General features: G+C 62.8%; 1 protein-coding gene (only partly in view). It reads left to right on the top strand.

Annotation, left to right across the window (positions count from 1 at the left end; all coding sequences use genetic code 11):
* Positions 1–349: 349 nt before the first annotated feature.
* Positions 350–24,773, top strand: partial view of a hypothetical protein gene (locus ABGT83_RS09150; protein WP_346687157.1) — the 5' portion only. It continues 14,615 nt past the right edge of the window; the window shows 24,424 of its 39,039 coding nt (coding positions 1–24,424); its start codon is at positions 350–352; the stop codon falls past the right edge of the window.

Here is a 24,773-nt window from a genome sequence, read left to right as displayed (position 1 = left end):
GGTTACTGCAAGGCGTGTGGTTTTGAATCGGCTGGTGCATCCTGCGCATACGACCTGCCGCACACCCTCGCTTCGGGACCGTTTCCAATAACGCAACCGCATGGGCTATCTGCGCCTGCGAGCACAGGAGCCGCATTCGCGAGCAATCTGGTTCGGGGGCCTTGAAAAGGCTACCCCGCCTGTTGATTATGGGAATCAGCGATGAATTGAATAGCGGACAGGGGGTTCGCGCGACCATGCGGGAAAGGGCATCCGTTTCCCGTTTTCGCGCGTTCTGGCGCCGGAGAGTGCGCTGTCGAAGACACCCCTGCAACCGCTTGTCGGGCGGATGTCGCAAGGGGCGAGCACCATGCAGAACAAGCATACGGACAACAAGACGGACGACCGGTCGAAGCCGAGGGCGCACGTCGAGCGCCACACGGCGCTCGACAAGGCCCTCTCCGTCGTGCTCACGGCAGCCCTCGTGCTCACCATGAGCCCGCTGGGCGACGCCTACGCGGCTGGCGGTCCCTCCGCAGACGCCGTCCCTCAAGACGCCGCGCAGGATGTGACGGGGGGGGGGCTTGTTAACAGCGGGCTTTCCGAGGATGGCTCCTCCGCAGACGAGCCGTCCGCGCAAGCCTCCCCGGATGCGGCAGGTGAGGGCGCAGCACCGGGCTTTGAGGCCGAGGCCGACGGCGCGCTTCCCGAGGCGCCCACCGCCTTTGCCACGTGGCTCGATGTGGCGCGCGGCGTCGAGGACGGCACACTGGCCGAAGAGGGCTTCAAGCCCGCCGGCACCGGCTCCGAGGACGACCCCTACACCATTTCCACCCCCGAGGCCTTCGCCTGGTGGGCGCTTCTGCACTCCGACGCCTCCGCCAAGCTGGAGGCCGACATCGATCTGACGGCCCAGGCGCCCGCCGCGGTGCAGGGCGAATCGCCGAGGCCCGTGGACGCCGCATGGCCGGGCGGCACCGTGCTCGCCGCCACGCTGGACGGCCAGGGCCGCACCCTGTGCTTCGCCACCGCGAGCGCGGGCCTGTTTCAAGAGATAACGCAGACCGGTCGCATCGAGTGGCTGCAGCTGGGCCTCACCGACGCCCAGATGGCCGCCGAGGGCGCCCGCGCCACCTGCGTGGCGGCGACAGGCGCGCAGGCAGGTGCGCTGGCCGCCGTCAACAAAGGCTCGATCCAAGGCGTCGTGAACCGCATGAGCGTGCAGGCCTGCGCCCCCGCCGCCGATGGGACCGAGGCTGAATCCGACCTCGAGGCGCTCGCCGGCGGCATCGTCGCTGTGAACGACGGGACTATCGAGGACTGTGCGAACCTGGGCGCGGTAATCAACCGCCAGCAGACCTCCGCCTCCGCGGGTATCGCCGCCGCGGGCGCGGGCACGATCAAGACCAGCTACGGCGCCGGCGCCATCGATGCGGCCGGCAAGGCCGCCTACCTGGCCGCCCCCGGCGCCGACGCCGAGGCCTACGCGCGTCAGGTGGATGCGGCCAGCGCCTACCTCGCCGCCGACGAGGGCGCGTCCTACACAGGCGCCTTCGACGAGCGCGACGGCGCCCTGTCCGCCACCGACCTCGAAGCCGCCAGCCAGCGCTTGAACGCCGGGCGCGAAGGAGACGACGCCGTGTGGAGGACGGGCGGCGCCGCCGACGGCGCCACATGCGGCTTCCCCGAACCTGCCGAGCCGGTCAACCTCAAGGCCGGGCGCGAGCCCGGCGTGAACCTTAAGTCCGAGACCGTGGAGACGAGCCCCGTCGAGCCCGCCCCCGACGCCGAGCCCACCCCCTCAGATACGGCCCCCGCCAAGCAGGTGTCCTCATGGGACGTGCCCGGCCAGGAGTCCTACGACTACTCCCTCTACGTGACCGACACCGCAGACGGCTCCGGAAGACAGCTCGCGCTGGCAAGCCTCGCGCCGCTTGCGGACATGAGCGCCGAAGAGGCCGCAGCCGCCCTGCTGCCCAAGCAGGTCGTGGTCACGCTGGCCGCCGAGCCGGCCAACGGTGCCGCCCAAGGCGGAGCCGACGAGAGCGCGCCCTCCGACGAGGCCGCCGCCAACGCCGCGTCCCCCGACGAGGGTGCCGCGCCCCCCGAGCCCTCCCTCTCCGGCGACGCCGTCGACACCACCCCCGAGCGCTCCATCCTGGACACGGGGCGCGCCCTGTCGGCGGGCCCGCTCACCCTCGAAGGCACTGCCATGACGCTCGATGTCGCGTGGGAGAGCGCCGACTACGACCAGAAGAGCGTCGCCACGCAGGGCGCCACCTTCACCGCGAAGCTCCCGCAAGGCTACGAGCTGGCCGAGGGCGCCATGCCGCTGTCCATCCGCATCGCGTCCGGCGAGGCAGCAACGATGGCGAACCCCACCTATGCCGACTGGGGGGATGTGGGCGAGGCTATCGCCAACGCCGCCACCGCGGCTGGCAAGGGCTTGGCCTCCGGCGAAACCGTCTCCGTCATCAAGGCAGACGGCACGGCCAAGGACGTCGTCCTGCCCACCTACGACACCAACGCGGGTGGCCTACAAATTGGCACGGCCGAACAGTTGGCGCTGTTTACGTACCTGAACGAGGGCACGTCTCGCAAGATGCAGACGTCCTCCATCGACGCCTCCAAGCAGAACCGCCAACTCTCGGCAGTCCTCACCGCAGACATCGACCTCACCGGCACCGACTGGGGCGGCACCGACGCCGCGCCGCTCAACTGGACACCCATCGTGTCCATGGGTCACGGTGCTGCTGCCGAAGACTATTCGGGCACCTTCGACGGCAAGAGCTACACTATCGACAACATGACCATGCACCAGAATTTCGTCTTCGGAGCAGGCATTGGCCTGTTCGGCTTCGTGGGCACGGGCGGCGTGGTGAAAAACGTGCTGCTCAGTAACGTGGACATCAACTCCACCTTCGCCACCGGCAGCGAGATGTACGGCACCGTCGGTGCCGTTGCCAGCCAGCTGCTTGGCGCCACCGTGGAATCGTGCGGCGTGGTGTCGGCGACAATCCATATCGTTGATGCCGGCACCCACGGCATGACAGGTGGCCTTGTGGGCGATATCCACGCCGGAGGCGGCACCATCAAGAACTCCTTCGCGAACGCAACTATTACGTCGGGGGGAACCGATGCTGGTACCGGCGGGCTCGTAGGTCGCGCGAACAACACGGTGGCAATGGAAAACTGCTACTTCGTTGGCAGCGCCACCAAGGCGATCATCAACAAGCCCTCTTCCTCCTCTACGTTCATCAACTGCTACTATTCCAGCACGGCGACCGACGACAAAGGCACCTCCCTCACCTCCGACCAGTTGAAAACCTGGGGCGCGGCCTACCAGATGAACGGCGGCCTCACCGGCGGCACGTCCAGCGACGGCGCCATAACCAGCATGACCACCTGGCGCATGGACGACGCAACTAATCCCATAAACGGCGGCATGCCCGTTCCCTGCACCGCAGGCGAAACCATGACCAAAGCAACCGACTGGCAAGACGTGGGCGAATGGGTGGAATCCTTCAATCCCACCGATGGCCACGGCCAGGTCATCAAGCCTGCGGGTGACGGCACCGATGCGAACCCCTACCTCGTAGATTCCGCCGAGGCGCTTGCGTGGATTGGCTACATCACGAACGTGAAAGAGCAGCGGGCGTCCGCCAAGCTCACAAACAGCATCGACCTGGCCGGCACTCGCTATGGCGGCCAGGTTGCCGCGGGCGCGTCAACCTCCGAAGCGCGCTATCAAAACGCTCTCACCTGGGTGCCTATTGGTAAATACTATGGTGCAGCCGCACCGGAAATCCCCGAAAACAAGGGATACATCGGCACCTTCACGGGTCAGGGCAACAGTATTCGCAACATGAAAGCAACGGCGCTGGTCAACAACGTTGACAACGCGGTTACCGGCAATCTTCCCTGGGCTGCCGGCCTGTTCGGCTGCCTCGCACACGATTCGTACCTGCGCGACCTCACGCTGGAGTCGGGAGTCGTGCTGGCTGAGAGCCCGCAAGGCGATATCTACGCGGGTGCCTTCGCCGGCGTTCTCGGCATGGATGCAACCATCGCTAACTGCAAAAACGCGGGTGTGGACGTGGTGGTGCGCAACGGCGCCGCCCAGAACGCCATCGCCGGCGGCATCGCAGGCTACACCTATTTCACCATGAGCCTCGGGTGCATCAACGACGCGAACGTGACGGCGAACCAGCCAGGCACCGGAAAAATCTCTTCTATCGGCGGCATCATCGGTGCCGACGCCGGAGCCGGACAGTCCTACATGAATGCCAACTTCGGCGATGTAGCGTTCGCCGCGGGCACCGTTGCGGACGGCTCGTTCGCCGGCGGTATCGTGGGATACGTGTACGAAGACGTCGTCGACCGTGAGACGTACCGGTTGGCCGCCTGTGCCAACGTCGGATCCATCGCCGTGGACGGCGCGGATTCTGTCGCGGGCATAATGGGCGGCAATCAGGGCGGCACTGGTTTCTTTACGGCCTCCTACAGCGGCGGCCGGGTGGGTTTGTGCTCCGGTGGATATGATGCGCAACCGTACGCGTTTTCGACGAATGACGACTCGTGCATCGATAACGATGGAAACGCGAACGACAACATACTGAGTTACTATGACCAGGAAGTGCTTCCGAATCCTCAGGAAGTCATAAATGGCAATCAGACCGGGGGCTTCATGGTTCCGCTGTCGGCGACGGATATGAAGTCGACTACGCTTGCCACCAACGCGAACGCGCAGATTGGTGAACTCTGTCGCCTCAATAAAGAGGACATATATTCGAGCCATTACGAAGTTCCCAATGGTCAGATGATCTCCGACGTCTACGAATGGAAGAGCGACCCGGCCAGCCACAACGGCTATCCCATACCGCGCATTAAAGCGGCCAGCTCAAGCTCGGCGTACGCCAACTGGGGCGCAGTGGGCGCGGCCATTTACGCGAAGCAGGCCGACCTGACCACTGCATCGGCCACCATCGACACCGGTCTCGCCAACCCCCTGGCAACCGGCTCATCCACCATCACGGTTCCCAAGGTACAGAAAGATTCGTCCAACACGCTGCTCATCTCCACGCCCGAGCAGCTGGCCTGGTTCCAGGCTGCGCTGGCGGCCAACGCCGCCACGTGGAAGAACGTGTCCATCAAGCTGACTGCCGACCTCGACCTCACGGGCACCACGTACGGCGGCAGCGTGAACCCATCGGCCGCCACGCCGGCCGAGCAGTTCGCGAACTGCTTGCAATGGACGCCCATCAAGAACTACGCCGCCGGCACCTTCGACGGCCAGGGTCACGCGATATCGAACCTCTACATTTCCAACACGACCAACAAGCAAGGTCTGTTCGAAAGCTTGAACGCTTCCACGGTGAAGAACCTGAACATCGATAGCGGATGTATCAGCGCTCAATCCTACGTCGGCTCCATCGTTGGCTTCGTTGAAGCAAGTAGTGCCACGGCTACCGCCACCATCCAGGATTGCACGTCCAACGTGACCCTTTCGGGCGATCGCTACGTGGGTGGCTTCGTCGGCGAGGCCAGTACAGGCAACCTGACGATTGAGCGGTGCGCCAACTATGGTGACGCTACAGCCTTTTCAACGGCCACAACTGGCTCGGTCGAGGCTGGCGGCATCGTGGCAAGTGCGCACAGCAACGGCACGCTTACTATCAATGATTGCTACAACCGCGGCAACATGAGCGGCAAGGGTGGTGCCACCAGCACCTCTGAGGGTGGTGGAGCTGGCGGCATATTCGCCCGTGGCAACAACGGCAACAGTGGTCACGTCGTGAAAATCAACAGGTGCTACAGCACGGGCACCTTGACCGCCGCGTCGGGAATCGCGCTGCGCAGCGGTGTCGCAAATGGTGATGCCTCGTGGATCACCGTGACCGATAGCGCGTATGTCAACATCGAAGGCTTGACGCCGCATGCGGGCGAAGTTGCTCTCACCGCCGACCAGATGAAGGGTTGGTCTGTACCCTACCAGCTGAATGGCGGCGCCACAGGCGGCGACTCGTCCAAAAAGGGCGACGTGTCGGGCATGACCACCTGGCGCATGGCCTCAGCTGGCGAAAACGACGGTTACCCGGTGCTTATCTCGGCGAGCGGTGCGGGCGTCGAACAGGACGGCACCACACCGACCACCACCATGCAGAAAGCAACCAATTGGAGTCAGGTGGGCGAGTGGGTAGCGCTGTTCGACCCCACGGCCGCCGACGGCTCCACCAAACTCAAGCCCAACCTGTCCACCAACAACGGCACTGCGGCTGCCACTCCTATCACGCTGACCACCCCCGAGGCGCTGGCATGGTACGGCTATAAGCTCAATACGAATCCAACGGAAATCACCTCCGGCTCCACCACGTACGCCAATGCATACGTGAAGCTGGACGCGCCGTCGGGCACCATCGACCTCACGGGCGAACTCTACGGCGGCTCGCTCAACACCGGTGCCGCCACCCAAGAGGAGCAGCACCGAGACGTGCTGAAGTGGGTGCCTATAAATGCACCCGGCAATTACTTCTTCGGCACGTTCACGGCTACGGGGACCACGATCGAGCACCTCTCCATTTTGCAAAGTCTTAGCGGCGCGGGATTGTTCTGCTCAGTCGGGAATGCGCATCTTACGGGTATTTCCATCGGCAGCGGCTTCGTGGCCACTACAGGATCGGGTTACAATGCAGCCGCCCTCGTGGGGCAGGTTCCAAGTGGATACACGCTCACGATGACCGATTGTCGCAACGCAGCCGATGTCGTCACCGGTGATGAGAATGCCGGCGGCCTGGTCGCGTGGGTGGATGACGACCGGAACAGCGGACTCGTCATGGAACGCTGCGGCAACACGGGCAACATAGCTTCGAGTTACAATGCCGGTGGCTTGCTGGGCTATTTCGGGGGCGGTTCTCTGCGTATCGCCGACTGCTTCAATACAGGAAGCGTGACGTGCGACTTCGGCAGCGGCGGTGTGTTGGGACAAGTGCCGGATAACTATTCCGCAGGCGATTCGCTGCTCATCGCCAACTGCTACAGCACTGGCGCGGTCGCGATCACATCCACAAACACAGCCGAGATCGGCGGTATTGTGGGACTCAACACGGCATCCGATGGCGTTCTTAAAATAAGCAACTGCTACTACAGCTCCACCGCCACTCCCGGCGCGGTGGGCGACGCCGGTTCGGCCATACCCAAAACCGCCGCTGAGTTCCTCTCTGGCGAGGTAACCTGGAAGCTGAACGCCGCAAACGCAGACGGTGTGCTTAATCCCGCCACCTCTGCCAACCGCACTGCGTGGCACCAGAGTGTCACGCGCCATGCGACAACGGGTCTGCTGCAACCCTACGGCGATCCGGCACCGCTGTTGGGCGCGTCGGTAACCGTTCCCAAACTGGTACGGGCAACGTTTGTGTCACCCGCGCCGCTGGCCACTACCACGTACGCCTATGCGAACGAGAACTCGAAAATGGCGCTGCCGGCCGGCTATTCGGTTTACCACCTGGGGTCTACGAGTGGCGCCACAATAACCAGTCCCTACACCATTGCTGTTGGTACGGGCGATTTCGAAGTGTATACCGGCGAAACCGATTCTTGGGCAGGCGTCGGCGCCCTGCAGGACGAAGCCACGCTCCGCGCCGCCGACGTGCCGGGCGCAACCGGCCTCAAGGCGCTCTCCGGCTCCGGCTCCAAGGAACACCCCTACGTCATATCCACCCCCGAGGCGCTGGCCTGGTTCGCTAACAAGGTGAACACCCAAAGCCTGCTCGCCATCAACAACGCGGCAGCTTCCGGCGTGGACGACCCGACTTTTGTCGCCGCGCCGACGCAGGTAGACACGACCGGTGCCGCAGAAGCCCTTACCTATTCGTCTGCGTATGCAGAGCTTGGCGCCGACATCGACCTGCTGGGTGAGGCGTACGGCGGCACGGTGAACGACGCCGGTGCCACGTCGGCCGACAAGTACGCGAACGTGCTCGACTGGGTGCCCATGGATCAGAACGCCCCCCACTTCGACGGCTTAGGCCACACGATCGACCACCTGTACATCAATGCTCCCGACAAGGATAATCAGGGTCTGTTCGGCAAAGTGTACGCCGCGGGTCAGAACACGTACGTGCAGAACGTGTCCGTCGGAAGCAAGAGCTACGTGTGCGGCGGCCAGGGCACCGGCGCCATCGCTGGATCTACGAGTACGGGCAACACCAACTTCATCAACTGCGCCAACGCGGCCGAGGTCAAGGGTGAGAGCTCGGTCGGCACGGTCGGCGGCATCGTGGGCTGGACCAACGAAAGCAAAATCATCGGCTGCTCCAACTCGGGTGCCATCAGCGCCGTTACGAGCGTCGGCGGCGTCTACGGCGTCGGCTATGCCCACTTGTCGAACTGCTCCAACATCGGCACCGTCACCGCGAGTGCCGGCAACGCCGGTGGCGTCGCCGGCGGAACGTACGGGAAACTCGTAAGCTGCTACAACGCGGGATCTGTCAGCGGCGACGCTAATTCGGGCGCCGTCGTCACCCGCGGCGGTGCGCAATGCTATAACTGCCTCTACGATGGGGAAGTCTCCAAGCCGGCCACCGTCGGGTTCGGCGCTAATTCCGACGCCCCCGGCAAGGTGGAGAGCGTTACCACCGACGTGCTCAAGAGCTGGGGTGCGGCCTACCAGCTCAGCCGGGTTGCGACAACGCTCAACGACAGCGGCACGCTCGACTATGCTTCCGTGACCGACCTCGCGAACATGACCACGTGGCGCCAGGCCACGGGCGACGCGGGCGCGGGCACACTGGAAAACAGCGGCTACCCGGTGCTCGTCGCGCTCGACGGCACCGACGCCTCCGGCAACGCGGCAGCCTCCCTGCAGAAGGCGGCCGACTGGTCTCAGGTGGGCAACTGGGTTGACGTGTTCGTCACCGTCGACGAAAAGGCCGACCAGCGCGTACCCGGCGCCACGGCGGGCGAGCCTTTGGGCTACAAGCCCAACCTCGCCACCAACAACGGCACGACCGAGGACTTGGCCATCCAACTGACCAACCCCGAGGCTTTCGCGTGGTACGCCTACAAACTGAATACCACGCCAAGTGAAACCATTTCCGGTTCCACCACATACGCCAACGCGAACGTGAAGCTGACGGCGAACATCGACCTGACGGGCGTGTCCTACGGCGGCTCGCTGGACACGACGACGGGCATCACCCCAGAGGAGAAGCACCAAAACGCCCTCAAATGGGTGCCTATGGGCAGCGCCGCCAACCCCTTCACCGGCACGTTCGCAGGTACCGGTACGCGTACAGCAAGAACCTCCATCAGCCACCTGACCATTTCCCAAGCTGCCGAAAATGCAGCTCTGTTCAGCGTTGTGGGGAATGCGAAGTTTTCGGGTTTGTCGGTGGAAAGCGGTTTCGTGGCTACCACGGAAACGAATAGCGGAGCAGCCTCCTTCGTGGGACAGGTTCTGGATGGCTCCACGCTCACAATAACCGATTGCAACAACAGTGCCGATATCAGCTCGGCGGGCTTCTTTGCCGGCGGCTTGGTAGCGAACGTGGAGGGCGACACGGCAGGCATCGTCATGGAACGGTGCAGCAACAAGTATGGCACCATTACTGCTGAAAACCGCGCTGCTGGTGGTCTGCTGGGCTACATGGGGGGCAACTCGCTGCGCATCATCGACAGCTATAGTACCGGATCTGTGACGGCAGACGCTCGCACCGGTGGTGTGCTGGGATCAATTGAGGAAGACGTTACCGGCTCGTTCTTGATTGCCAACTGCTACAGCATGGGCGCGATAACAAGCACCTCCACAAACGATGTTCACGGCATAGTAGGACGCTCGGGAACCAACGATCTTACCGTGTCCAACTGCTACTACAGCTCCACCACAACGCCCACCACAAATGGTGCGAAAGACGATGGGGCCATCGCAAAAACCTCCGACGAGTTCGGCTCGGGCGAGGTGGCGTGGCTGCTCAACGCCGCCAACACCGAAGGCGTGCTCGATGTGAATGCCTCTGCCGACCGCGCTTTGTGGAATCAGTATCTCGTACGCACCCCGTCTACCGGCGAATTCCAGGGCGGCGAACCGAACCCGGTGCTGGATGAGTCCGATCGCACGGGGAAGCTCGTGCGCGCGGCGTTCATGATTCCTGCGCCTTTCGACAACACGTATGCCTACGCGAATGAGGGCACAAGGATAGCGCTGCCGAGAGGCTATACGGCCTACCACCTGAATTCCTCCACGGGCACCACCATAACCAACCCCTATGCAATTGCTGCTGGCACCGGCGACTTCAGTGTGTACATGGAAGGTATCGGTACCTGGGAGGCTGTGGGTGCCGGACAGGACGAAGCCACGCTGCGTACCACGGCGGTTGTCGGTTCCAACAACGGCTATGCGCTGTCGGGTTCCGGCTCCGAGGCGGACCCGTATGTCATTTCCACCCCCGAAGCGCTTGCATGGTACGCCTACAAGGTGAACCAGCACAGCAGGACCAACATCGTCAACTCCGATGGCACGCTTCTTGGTTTCACGTACGATTATGCCTATGTGCAGCTGGGTGCGGATATCGACCTGGAGGGCAAGCCCTATGGCGGATTGGCCGACGAGTCAAAAGCCACCGCCGCCGACAAGTACGCGAACGTGCTCAAGTGGATACCTATTGACCAGTATTACCCCCGCTTTGATGGTAAGGGTCACACCGTCGATCATCTTTACATGAACAGCAATGCAGAAAACCAGGGTCTGTTCGGCAGTGCGCGCAAAACTGACACCGAGGTCTCGTTCATTCGGAACACGTCCATCGGCAGTGCGAGCTACGTGCAAGGTATAAGCTTTGTCGGTGCCCTCGTGGGCAGCGGTGGTTCGCTCACCATTACCAATTGCACCAATGCGGCCGAAGTTGTGAACTCCGATAGCTCGTCCATGGGTGGTGTCGGTGGAATCGCGGGACAAATCTATGCTCCGGGTAGTATCGCCGGCTGTTCCAATACGGGCACCGTTTCGAAGACGGTTGCTACTACTATGAGGGGTTTCGCCGGTGGTATCGTTGGTACCTGTTCTGGTGCGTCAATTTCGAATTGCTCCAATATCGGTACCGTTACGTCGAGTACGTACTTTGCAGGTGGCATCATTGGACGAGGGATTACTTCACCAGCTGTCAAGAACTGCCTCAACGCAGGATCGGTCAGTGCCGCGAGGGCGGGTGCTATTGCGTCGCAGGGAAGCTTCGTCCTCACCAACTGTTTCTACGACAAAGAAGCTTCCAAGCCAGTCACTGTTGCAGCTTACGGCAAATCTGACGCGTATGGCGTGGCGCAGGCTGTCTCTACCGCGGCGTTGAAAACCTGGGGCGCGGCCTACCAGCTAAACGGCGGCGCTGCGGGCGGCTCGCAAAACGGCAACGTGGCCGGCATGACCGCATGGCGCCAGGCCACGGGCGACGAAGCCGCAGGCACGCTGGAAAACAAGGGCTACCCGGTGCCCATCGGTTTCAACCTAACCGATGCTGACGGCACCACAGTGGATCACTTGCAAGCGGCAACCTCCTGGGCTGATGTGGGCGCCTGGGTCGAGAACTTCGACCCCACGCAAGCCGGCAGCTCGGAAAAGTTCAAGCCCGACACGTCCACGGGTGACAACGGCTGGCGGGAAGACCATTCCATCAGTCTTTACACCCCCGAGGCGCTTGCATGGTTCGCCTACAAGGTGAACACTGCTCCTACCGAGGTTATTACCGGAGGCGACTCCGACGTCACCTTTGACGCCGCTCACGTGTCGCTGGGCAGAACGAGCAAAATCGATTTTCTGGGCGAAAAATACGGCGGCAGCGTGAACGAGTCCGGCACCACCGCGGCCGAGAAGTACGCGAACGTGCTCGACTGGGTTCCCATTAACCAGAAAACTCCCCACTTCAGCGGAGGTGTAGACGGCTCGATCGATCACCTGTATATCAATAGCTCGGCGAGTAGCCAGGGGTTGTTCGGCAAAGCACAGCCTGCCTCTGGAGACGATGCCTACCTGCGTTACGTTCACATTGGCAGTGCGAGCTACGTGCGCGGTGATGGAGATGTGGGCGCCGTTATCGGTTTGGCGGGAAACACCAGTATCTCCTACTGCTCAAACGCGGCCGAGGTCGTGGGTCAGGGTTCGTACGTTGGCGGCGTTGTCGGCAGCAACATCAACGGTGCCTTCTCGGGTTGTTCCAACACGGGCAGCGTCACGGGTACTGGGTACGTTGGTGGTATTGCCGGCGACAGCTCTGCCGCATTCGAGAGCTGCTCAAACGCCGGAGCCGTTACCGCGACGGGCGGCCAAGCCTGCGGCATTGTAGGCTCAACGGACGAAACTGTTAAGAGCTGCTACAACGTGGGGCGCGTCAGCGGCTCCAACGCTAATGAAATAGCCGGCGGGAGAGTACCCTATCCCAATCCGAGGCTCATCAACAACTACTACCTGGCCGACACTGCTTCCGACCTGGCGGACGGCAAAGCGGCTCGCACGGCTGACCAGTTCGCTTCCGGCCAGGTGGCCTGGGAGCTGGACACGGGCGCCAATGCGGACGGCTCGCACAACAACGCCTGGGGTCAGAAAATAACGCGCAATGCAATTACCAGCGAACCGGAACCTGCGCCGCTGAGCGATCCGCTGCCGGTGCTGCGCGATGCCACGCTGCATCCGACGGTGTACCGCATGAATGTGGTGTTCGACAACACCGCGTTCCCTGGTGCTACCGGCATTACTACGTACAGCAACACCAACACCACGCTGAAGCTTCCTGTTATTTCAACGGGTACCATCCCGAACTACTACAAGGGCACTTCGTCGGCCGATGCGGTTGATGCCAACAAGCTCACCTCTCCCGTCACGCTGGCTACGGAAGACCTGTCCGTGTATGCCACGCTGAGCATTACCTCCTGGACAGACGTGGGTGCCGCGCAAGACGAGGCTGCGCTGCGCTCAAGGGTGGTGGATGAGGCAACCGGCCTCAAGGCGCTCTCAGGCTCCGGCTCCAAGGAATACCCCTACGTCCTTTCAAGCCCCGAGGCGCTGGCTTGGTTTGCCAACAAGGCGAACACCCTGCACGCCGCCGCCATCACCAACACGAAGGGCGTGGAAGACCCGACGTTCGTCGCGGCGCCCGCCGGTATCACCTACGACTCCGCCTATGCCAACCTGGGCGCCAATATCGACCTGCTGGGTGCGGCCTACGGCGGCAGCGTGAACGCGGCCGGCGCCACGTCGGCCGAGAAGTACGCGAAAGTGCTGGACTGGACGCCCATCGGCCAGAAAATTCCCCACTTCGACGGCCAGGGTCACACGATCGACCACCTGTACATCAACGCTCCTGCGAGCGATTACCAGGGCTTGTTCGGTTACTCTGAATCCCCGTTTGGAGAGGGCTATTCATTCGTACGGAACACGTCTGTCGGCAACGCAAGCTACGTGCACGGCAACAACAGGGTGGGCGCCATTATGGGAGGCACGGATAACGCCGATGCTGTCAACTGCTCCAATGCGGGCGAAATCGTGGCTGAAGGCAACGATGCCGCCGGTATCGTGGGGTACAGCGACAGCGGCGATCCTTCCGCCTGCACGAACACGGGTAACGTTACGAGTAGCGATTATGCCGCAGGCATCGTCGCTACGGGAGACTGCGCTGTCTACAGCTCCTCCAACACCGGTGCTATCACGGCAACCGCCGCAGACGGCTTCGCCTCCGGCATTGCGGTCGGCCCGAGCGGCTCTTTCGAGAGCTGTTACAACGCGGGTCCCATCAAGGCCGCCAAACCATCCGCCATCGCAAGCTACGTCAGTGCAAGCTACAACTGCCTCTACGACAAGGACGCCTCCACGCCCGCCGGTGCGGCTGCACCCGTCACCGGGGGCAGAGAGGACGCCGACGCCCACGGCCGTGCGGAGGGTGTCTCGACCGAGACGCAGCTGAACCGGCTGAAAACAGCGACCAACAACGATGGCATGATCAACGAAACCATCGAGACCAATGTCGCAAACATGACCGTCTGGCGCCAAGCCACCGGCGACGCGTCTGCGGGTACGCTCGAGAACAACGGCTACCCGGTGCTCTGCGCCATCGATGCGACCGATGCCTCCGGCAACGTGGCGGCCTCCCTGCAGGCTGCCGACACCTGGGCTGACGTGGGCGCGTGGGTGGATACGTTCATCGTTGCTGGCGAGCTGGACAACGCGCTCATGCCCTATGCCGACCCAGCGGACGGCACGCCGCTGAACTTCAAGCCCGACACCTCCACCGGTGCCGGTTCTGCGAGTGCCAAAGCCCTCAAGTTTACCACCCCCGAGGCCTTCGCGTGGTTCGCCTATAAGGCGAACACCGCGCCGACCGAGAACATCCCCACCACCTCCACCCCGTACGCCGGCGCGTACATTGCGCTGGGAACGGTGGGAAGCACTACCGCTCTCGACCTGACGGGCGCACCCTACGGCGGCTCGCTGGATGCGACGCCTGGCGCCACCCAGCAGGTGCAGCACCAAAACGCCCTCGCGTGGTCGTCCATCGGCGCCGATCGGGATCATCCCTTTACCGGCGATGTCATGGGGTATGTTGCGATCGATCACCTGCGCGTTCGGACTGATCGCGCAGACGGCACCGTGAACAACGCCGGCCTGTTCGGCTACGTGGGCAACGCCTCGCTCACGTACGTAAACATAACCAGCGGCTACGTGGGCGCTGACAGCGGTTCAACGACCGCGATCGGCAACGTGGGCGCCCTCGTGGGCGAGAGCGTGCCCGGCTCGCTCATTCTGCGGGGCTGCTCCAACGCGGCGGATGTGAGCGCGAATGGCGCAAACGCGGGCGCTCTGATTGGCCTGTGCGGATCTACCACGGTTACGGTGAACGAGTGCTTCAACACGGGCAGCGTGCAGGCGGCGTCGTCTGCTGGCGGCCTGGTGGGCGCCGTGCGCGACGGCGTGGCAAGCGTGGGCGGAAGCGCACAAGCCGCCTTCGCCAACTGCTTCAACACCGGTTCGGTTGCAGCCGACGACGGGAAGGCTGCGGGAGCCTTCGGAACCCCGTGCCCCGCAAGCGCTCGGTGCGGCAATATCTTCTACGACTCCACCGTCGCCCCCGCCGACGCTACGGTGGGCACTGCGGCCAAGAGCACTGCCCAGTTCGCCTCGGGCGAGGTGACCTGGATGCTCAACGCCGTCGCCTCTTACAGTGGCGTGTTCGATCCCGATAACCTGGAGGACAGCGGTACGTGGCGCCAGCACATCGCCCGCGACGCGTCCACCGGCGAGCTGCAAACCACCGGCGATCCGCTGCCGCTGTACGGCAGACCCGAGGACGGCACCACAACGGTTGGCCGCGCAACATTCGTGGCTCCGCCTCCTCTGGCCGATACGTATGCCTACGTGAACGACGACTCGAAGCTGGCGCTGCCCGCCGGCTACTCGTCCTACCACCTGGATACCGCTACCGGCACCTCGATAACCAGCCCCTACACGGTGCCGAATGACGGCAGCGCCTACGACTTCAAAGTGTACTTGGGCGAGGGCGCCATCGACTCCTGGGCGGCGGTAGGTGCCGCGCAGAACGAGGCCACGCTCCGCGCCACGGACGTGTCGGGCGTAAGCGGGCTCAAGGCGCTTTCAGGCGCAGGCTCCGAAGCGAACCCCTACGTCCTGTCCACCCCCGAAGCCTTTGCCTGGTTCGCCAACCAGGTGAACACTCAGGGTGGCAACGGCATTTCCAACACGCCGGCTCCCGGCGTAGACGACCCGACGTTCGAGGCGACCGCGGGCACGAACACCGAATGGGACGGCACTGTAGTGCCTATCACCTACGGCGAAGCCTGCGCCAGCCTGGGCGCGGATATCGACCTTCTGGGCGCAGCCTACGGCGGCGCGGCGGACGAGTCCAAAACCACCGCGGCCGAGAAGTACGCAGACGTGCTGGACTGGGTGCCCATCAACCAAGGAAAGCTCCACTTCGACGGCTTAGGCCACACGGTAGACCACCTGTACATCAACGCCACGGCGAACGATGACACAGCGGACTATCAGGGTTTGTTCGGCTCCGTGAAGTCGGGCTTCGTGCGGAACACGTCGGTTGGTGCAAAAAGCTACGTGCACGGCAGAAACAGAGTAGGCGCTGTTGTCGCGTATGCGGGTGATCCCCTCATCGAAAACTGCTCGAACGCAGGCGAGGTCTCGGGTAGTGGCATGTATATCGGCGGCGTCTTTGGCGGCACCGATGACGCTTTCTTCCTCGGCAGCTCCAACACGGGCAACGTCAGTGGTGCAACATATGTTGGTGGAGTCGTAGGCTATATGGGCTACGACATGGCGAACTGCTACAACACCGGCTCCGTCACGGCCACCGCCACCGACGGCTATGCCGGCGGCATCGCAGGATCTATGCCGGGCAACGCTGCAAGTTGCTATAATGCGGGTTCTGTTAGCGCTGCCAAAGCGGCTGCCATTGTGCCCTCCGATAATTACTGCACCAACTGTTTCTTCGACCCAGTTGCCTCCACGCCAAGCGGCACCACCACCCTCAGCGGAACTCTTAATGGCAGTGGTGGCAGCGACGACGCCCCCGGCGAGGTGGAAGCTGTCTCGGCCGATGTCCTCAAAAGCTGGGGCGCGGCCTACCAGTTGAGCCGCATTACGCTTGTGTCCGACGATAGTGGCTACTACGAAAAAGCCCCCGTGGCTGACCTCGCGAACATGACCGTATGGCGCATGGCCAAGGCCGACGATGGCACGGGCAACCCGGAGAACAACGGCTATCCGGTGCTCATTGCGGTTGACGGCGAAGGCTTCGAGCAGGACGGCACCACGCCTACAACCACCATGCAGAAGGCGACCGACTGGGCACAGGTGGGCGCATGGGTTGAAACGTTCGACCCGACGACGCCGGCCTATGGCACCAGCGGCACCACGACCAAGATCAAGCCCGCGCCTTTGGCTGACACGTTCACCATAACCACCCCCGAGGGCTTGGCGTGGTTCGCCTACAAGGCGAGCATCGCGCCTGCGAGCGAGACCATATCCGCCGGCAGCACCAAGCACTACTCCGACGTGCCTGTGAAGCTTGGCAACGACATCGACCTTCTGGGCGACACGTACGGCGGCTCTGTTGACAGCACCGAAATCAGCGCTGCGGCCAAGTACGCGGGCGCGCTCGATTGGTCGCCCATCAACCAGAATACCCCCGACTTCGACGGTCAGGGTCACACGGTAGACCACCTGTACATCAACGCCCCAACGAAGGACTACCAAGGTCTGATCGGCAAAACGGACGGCGGCGACATACGTAACACGTCCATCGGCTCCGAGGGCTACGTGCACGGCAACAACAACGTGGGTGCCCTCGCCGGGTACCACGGCGGCACCATCACCAACTGCTCAAACGCGGCGGAGGTCGCGGGCGAGGGTGGAAACATCGGCGGCGTCGCGGGCTCTGTCATCGAAAACATCACCGCCTGTTCCAACACAGCTAAGGTCGCAGGCAAGAGCGAGAACGTCGGCGGCGTTGCGGGCTACGCCCGCGGCGACATCATCAGATGCTCCAACACGGGTGATGTCAACGGCGCAGCGCAGGTGGGCGGCGTCTCCGGCTACAACGACTTTAGCGTTATGAACTGCTCCAACACGGGCAGCGTCACAGGAACAACGAAGGTGGGCGGCATCGTCGGCTATTGCGACTCCTCGTTCGACAACTGTTTCAACACCGGTGCCGTCACGGCCACCGATGCGGACGGCCAAGCCGGCGGCATTCAGACGTTCGGAACCGGCGGGTTCGCGAACTGCTACAACGTGGGACCCGTCAAGGCCAGCAAGGCGGCCGCGATGCGTCCCAACATGACTGACGACGACTGCTACAACTGCTTCTACGACAAGGACGCTTCCACGCCGGCAGGCGCCGCTGCGCCCGTTACCGGCGGCACCGACGTCGCCGACGCGCACGGCCGCGTGGAGGGCGTCTCCACCGAGGCGATGAAGAGTTGGGGCGCGGCGTACCAGCTGAACCGCCTTGCGGTTACCGACGCGGGCGGCTATACTCCCGAAACCAACCTTGCGAACATGACCACGTGGCGCCATGCTACGGGCGACCAAGCCGCGGGCACGCTGGAGAACAACGGCTACCCGGTGCTTATCGCGCTCGACTCGGCCGCCGCCGATGGCACGGCGGGGGATCGTATGCAGACCGCCTCTTCCTGGTCCCAGGTGGGCCACTGGGTGGATGCGTTCCTCACCGCCGACGAGCTGGACAACGCTCGCGTGCCCTACGCCGACCCGGCCGACGGTACGCTGCTGGGCTACAAGCCCGAAATGTCCGCCACAAGCGACGGCTCGGCGGCCGACAAGGCCATCCAGCTTTCCAACCCCGAGCAGCTGGCCTGGTGGGCGTACAGCTCTACCGGCTACGCCAGTCTGGCAGGTGACATCGACCTGTTCGGCACCCCGTACACGGGTGTTGCCGCTGGCGCCAACAACATTGGCGATGCGCTTTCGTGGACAAACGACACCACGGGCACAAGCCTCGATGGTGGCAAGCGCACTGTCACGCACATGAATGCCACCAACGGCCTGTTGACTAATGCATTCTCTCTGCGCGATCTCACGCTGGCCGACGGCCTGGTGGACGCCTCTGGGCAGTCCGCGGCAGCCGCGGGCGCGTTCGCTTCCACCGGCGCGTCGGGTGCCACCTTCGTGAACCTGACGAACAAGAACGTGGCCGTGCGCGGCTCGGGCGATGCGGGCAGCTATGCTGGCGGCATCGTGGGCTTGGGCGGCGACGATTCCGCATACGTGCTGTGCGCGAACCAGGCGGGTGTGAGCGCAGCCGAGCGGGCCGGCGGCATCGTGGGCTTCAGCAGCGGCAGCTCAGCCACTGCCTCGTCGTTCGGTCTCAGCTCCAACACGGGTGCCATTGATGTTTCCGGCGTAGACGGCTCCACTGCTGCCGGCATCGGCTCCGCCAACTACCTGAATATGGAGGCGTGTTTCAACACCGGATCGGTGGCTGCGAAGAACAACGCGGCCGGGTTAAGCTTTGTTGGCAACCGCGTTCCCCTCACGGGCAGCTACAACGCTGGCGCCGTTGCGGCCACAAACGCATTCCCTGTGGCCAACAAGGCTACTGCCACAAACACGTACCACAACTCCACGCTTGCCGACGCTACGGGCGCCGTGCACAAAGACGACGCCGACATGAAGGCCGACGCCTTCGCCGAGGCGCTTGACTCCACGCTGTCGGTCAACAATGCTCAGCTGGCGGGTATCAACCTGCACGACTATTCGTGGAAGCGCACCGCCGGCACGAACGGCGACTACCCCTACCTGACTGCCGCACGCCAGTACTCCAGCTGGGAGGACGTGGGTGCTGTGCAGAACGAGGCCATGCTGCGCGCCCAGGTTGTGACCGGGTCGGACAACGGCTACGCGCTTTCCGGCTCCGGCACACTGGAGAAGCCCTACGTCATTTCCAGCCCCGAGGCGCTGGCCTGGTATGCCTACCAGGTGAACACTAAGAAAACAACGGTCGTCGTCAACACGCCGGGCGTCGGCGTGAACGACCCGATGTTCGAGATCAGTCCCACGTATTGGGGCAGCTTCGGTTCGCGGGAAAATCTTGACTATAAACACAGTTGTGTGCAACTGGGTGCCGACATCGACCTGCTGGGCGAGCCTTACGGCGGATCGGAAGATCTCAGCAAAGGCACCGCTGCCGAAAAGTACGCAGGCGTTCTTGACTGGGTGCCCATCCAGCAGAGAACCCCCAACCTCGATGGTAAAGGCCATACGATCGACCACCTCTACATCAACAGCTCGGCGAACAATCAGGGGTTGTATGGCGGTTACCTGGATGCCTCCTACGAAATTAAATGTTCCATAACAAACACGTCTATCGGTGCGAACAGTTACGTACACGGCAACAACAACGTAGGTTCCCTTGTTGGATCTGCGGATGATGTCTACATCGTCAACTGCTCCAACGCGGGTACTGTCGAGGGCGAGAGCAAGGTCGGTGGCATTGCGGGCATCAACAATGGTAGCCTACGCGGCGGTATAACCATCGGCTGCTCCAATACGGGCACGATTACCTCCACCACCTTCGCTGGCGGCATTGTCGGTTCCGAAAACTCCAACATTGCGAACTGCTTCAATGCAGGAGCCGTTTCGGCCACGGCAGTGGACGGCCAGGCTGGCGGTATTATTTCAAGCCGCTCGCCAGGCGTGGATCATGAACTTGTGAACTGCTACAACGTGGGGCCTGTCAGCGCCGCCACAGCGGGTGCCATCACAAGCACCTCGAATGGCAGTATCTACAACTGCTTCTACAATACAGAAACTTCCACACCGGCAGGCGCATCCACTGTTACCGGGCTTGGTAGCGGCGGTGACGTTCCCTGTCAGGTCGAGGGTCTCACAACCGATGAGCTAAAGAGCTGGGGCGCTGCCTACCAGCTGAACCGTGTCTCTTGTACGCTCGAGGATAATTTCTACCACGTGAAATACGCCAACGAGAACAATGTGGCGAACATGACCGCGTGGCGTCAGGCCACAGGCGATGAAGCCGCGGGCACGCTGGAGAACAAAGGCTACCCGGTGCCCTGCGCTCCGGGAGAGACCATGCAAGCCGCTGCCGACTGGAGGGCAGTGGGCGAGTGGGTGGATACGTTCATCACCGTCGGCGAGCGAGAGAACAGTCGCAAGCCCTTGGAGTATGCAAGTGGACCTGGCGCCAACCCGCCGGGCGAACTCTTGAACTACAAGCCCGACACCTCCGTGAACGACGGCTCCGCGGCCGATAAGGCCATCGAGCTTTCCACGCCGGAAGCACTAGCCTGGTGGGCGCTCGTGAACAGAGCGACCGGCAAATACGTTGCCATGACGACTGACATGGACCTGTTCGGTACTCCCTACACAGGTGTTGCCGCCAACCTGGTGACAAGCACCGACTGGGGTGCGCCCAGCAATATCGAAGACGGCCTTCTGTGGAAGTCTCCCGACACGACCAAGGCGCACGTTGACGGCCGTGGCAATACCATCAAGCATATGCATGCGTTCAGCGGCCTTCTGTATCAGGCGCTGGAAGTGCGCGACCTTACGATGGCCGAGGGTTTGGTGGATGCAACCGGAGGATTCGGGACGTATGCTGGTGCGTTCTCGTCAGAAAGTGCGCGGGATGCAACCTTCACCAACCTGGTGAACCAGAGCGTTGCCGTGCGCGGTTCGGGCGGTTCGGGCGACTGCGCCGCTGGCATTGTGGGTCAGAGCAGCGGCAGCAGCGTGTTCGTAGGATGCGTGAACCAGGCGCCGGTGAGCAACGCGGAGTACTATACCGGCGGCATTGTGGGCAGGAACTACAGCGGTACGCCCTCGTTCTATCTCTGCGCGAACGAAGGCACCGTTGACGGCACGAACGCCTCCACTGTCAGCGGTATTGGTCACGGCGATGCAGGAGTTACTGCGGAAGCGTGCTACAACACCGGCTCCGTGGTCTCAAGTGCGAGTGCCACGGGTCTGTTCGGTGTCAGTGGCAGCAACGCCGCTGTGGTTGCGGCCAGCTACAACGCTGGTGCCGTGACGGCTCCCACCGCTTTTCAGATAGCGAAAACCTTCACCGGTACCGATACCTACTACAATTCCAGCCTCGCTGCTGGTGCGGGCACCGGCACGGCGGAGGGCAAGTTGGCCGCCGACATGAAGACGACCGGGTTCGTCTCCACCCTTGACAGGCCGCTGGCTGCCAGCACCACCACGGCGGCTGGCATCAACCTGAGCGATTTTGGTTGGGTGCGTGCCGACGGCACGAACGGCGGCTTCCCCTACCTTGCCAGCCGCGCACGCGACAACTGGGCGGCCGTGGGTGCCGAACAGGATGAAGCTGCGTTGCGAGCCACGGACGTGTCGGGCGCAACCGGCCTCAAGGCGCTTTCGGGTGCGGGTTCCGAAGCGAGCCCCTACGTGGTTTCCACCCCCGAGGCGCTCGCATGGTACGCCTACCAGGTGAACCAGCACAGCACTACAAATATCACCAACTCCGATGGCACCACCCCGGGCCTCACCTACGACTACGCCTACGTGCAGTTGGGTGCCGACATCGATCTGTTGGGCGCGGCCTACGGCGGCAAGGTGAACGACGCCGGTGCCACCTCGGCCGACAAGTACGCAAACGTACTCGACTGGGTGCCCATGGACCAGAAGGCCCCGCACTTTGACGGTCAAGGTCACACGATCAACCACCTGTACATCAATGTCTCGGGGGACAACCAGGGTCTGTTCGGCACCACGGCGGCCGAAGCTGTAGACGGCGCCTTCATACGCAACACGTCCATCGGCGCCGAGGGCTATGTGTGCGGCAACGGCACCGTGGGCGCCATCGTCGGGCACGCGAAGGATACCGACCTCATCAACTGCTCGAACGCGGCTGAGGTCGAAGGATCCTTCGACCTCGGCGGCATCGCAGGCAACAACACCAGCAGCCTCTTTCTCGGCTGCGCCAACACGGGCAACATCAAAGGCAAAAGCGGCAACACCGGCGGTATCTGCGGCAGGACCGGCCAGGTCAGCGAAGAGTTCGCGAACTGCTACAACGCTGGCGCCGTCGAAACCACGTGGGACTACCGATCTGCCGCCGGCATCGTCGCGTACACCACCGGCCCGGTAACGAACTGCTACAACGTTGGCCGCATAACGTCAACAACAGACAGCGTGTACGCCATTGCAGGCGTTCCCTACGGCGCCTATCTCCATAACTGCCTCTACGACAAAGATGTCTCCAAGCAAGACGGCGCCACTGCCGACCAGGCGCAAGGCGTTACGGCTGCGGAACTCAAGAGCTGGGGTGCGGCCTACCAACTCAGCCGCGTGTCCGCCACGCCCAACGCGAGCGGCACGTTCGACTACGCTTCCGTGACCGACCTCGCGAACATGACCACATGGCGCATGGCCACGGGTGACGAAGCCGCGGGCACGCTCGAGAACAAGGGCTACCCGGTGCTCGTCGCGCTCGACGCAACCGACGCCGACGGCAATGCGGCAGCCTCCCTGCAGAAGGCGACCGACTGGTCTCAGGTGGGCGGCTGGGTTGACGCGTTCATCATGGCCGACGAGAAGATCGACCAGCGCGTGCCCGGCGCCACAGCGGGCGAGCCTTTGGGCTACAAGCCCGACCTCACCACCAACGACGGCTCTGCAACCGATAAGGCCATCGAGCTGGCAACCCCGGAAGCACTTGCCTGGTGGGCTTACAAAATGGGTAGCAAGTACGCCACCATCACAACCAACATTAACCTGTTTGGCACCCCCTACACGGGCGTTGCTGCCAACTTGGTAGCAACCACTTCCTACGGTGCACCTGCAAACATCGAAGACGGCCTTCTGTGGACAGACAACACCGCAGGTTCGCAGCACCTGAACGGAGGCGGCAACACCGTCAAGCACCTGCATGCAACCAACGGTCTGCTGAAGAACGTAGCAGAAATGCGTGACCTTACGTTGGCCGAGGGCCTCGTAGATGCTAGCGGGCAAACGTCGCTGGGCGGCGCAGGTGCGTTCGCGTCCACCATGGCAAGCGGTGCGACGTTCGTGAACCTGGTGAACGAAAGCGTTGCTGTGCGCGGTGCGGGCAATACGGCTGGCAGTGGCATCTACACGGGTGGCATTGCGGGTTACGGCATGGGCAGCACGCCGGTGTTTGTGATGTGCGTGAACCGTGCGCCGGTGAGCAATGCGTCCATCGCAGGCGGCATCCTCGGCTTCAACGTGGCTTCCGAAGCCTCGTTCTACCTCTGCGCCAACGAAGGGGCCATCGGCATTGCCGGTGAAGGCCCCACCACGGTTGCCGGCATCGGCTGCGCTCCCAGCGTGAATGCGGAGGCGTGCTACAACACGGGTTCTGCGACCGCAGGAAGCAACGCTGCGGGATTGTTCTTCCCCGGCAGCTCCGGCACCATTGTCAAAAACAGCTACAACACCGGTGCCGTTACGGCTCCCACCTCCTGCCAGATATCACCCACCTTCACCGGCACGGACGTGTTCTACAACTCCGGCCTTACCGCAGGATCAGGCACCGGTACAGCAACACCCATGGCTGCTGTCGACATGAAGGTTGACGCGTTCATGAGAACGCTCGACACGCCGCTGGCCACCAGTGCCACCGCGGCAGCGGGCGTCAACCTCAAAGACTACAAGTGGGTGCGTGCCGACGGCACGAACGGCGGGTTCCCCTTCCTTGCCAGCCGCAACCACTCCGATTGGGCGATTGTTGGTGCCAAGCAGGATGAAGCTACGCTGCGCTCCACGGATGTGCCGGGCGCAACCGACCTCAAAGCGCTTTCGGGTGCGGGTTCCGAAGCGAGCCCCTACGTTGTTTCCACGCCTGAGGCTCTCGCGTGGTTTGCCAACAAAGTGAACCAGTACGGCAACGCGAACATTACCAACTCCGACGGTACCACCCCGGGTCTCACCTATGGCAAGGCTTACGTGCAGTTGGGTGCCGACATCGATCTTCTGGGTGCGGCCTATGGTGGCTCGGCCGACGAGACCCTTCCCACCGCTGCCGAGCGATACGCCAACGTGCTTGAATGGGTGCCCATAGACCAGCGCGACCCTCACTTCGACGGTTTGGGTCACACGATCGACCATCTGTACATCAATGCTCCCGACAAGGACAACCAGGGTCTGTTCGGCCAAGCGCAGGGTATGGATAGCGGCTTGTACATACAGAACGTGTCCATCGGCAGCAAGAGCTACGTGCACGGCAAAGAAAACGTTGGTGCCCTCGCCGGAATCACGGACA

Source organism: Enteroscipio rubneri (assembly GCF_963929405.1).
GTDB lineage: Bacteria > Actinomycetota > Coriobacteriia > Coriobacteriales > Eggerthellaceae > Enteroscipio > Enteroscipio rubneri.
This window is presented reverse-complemented; position numbering and strand designations above follow the sequence as displayed.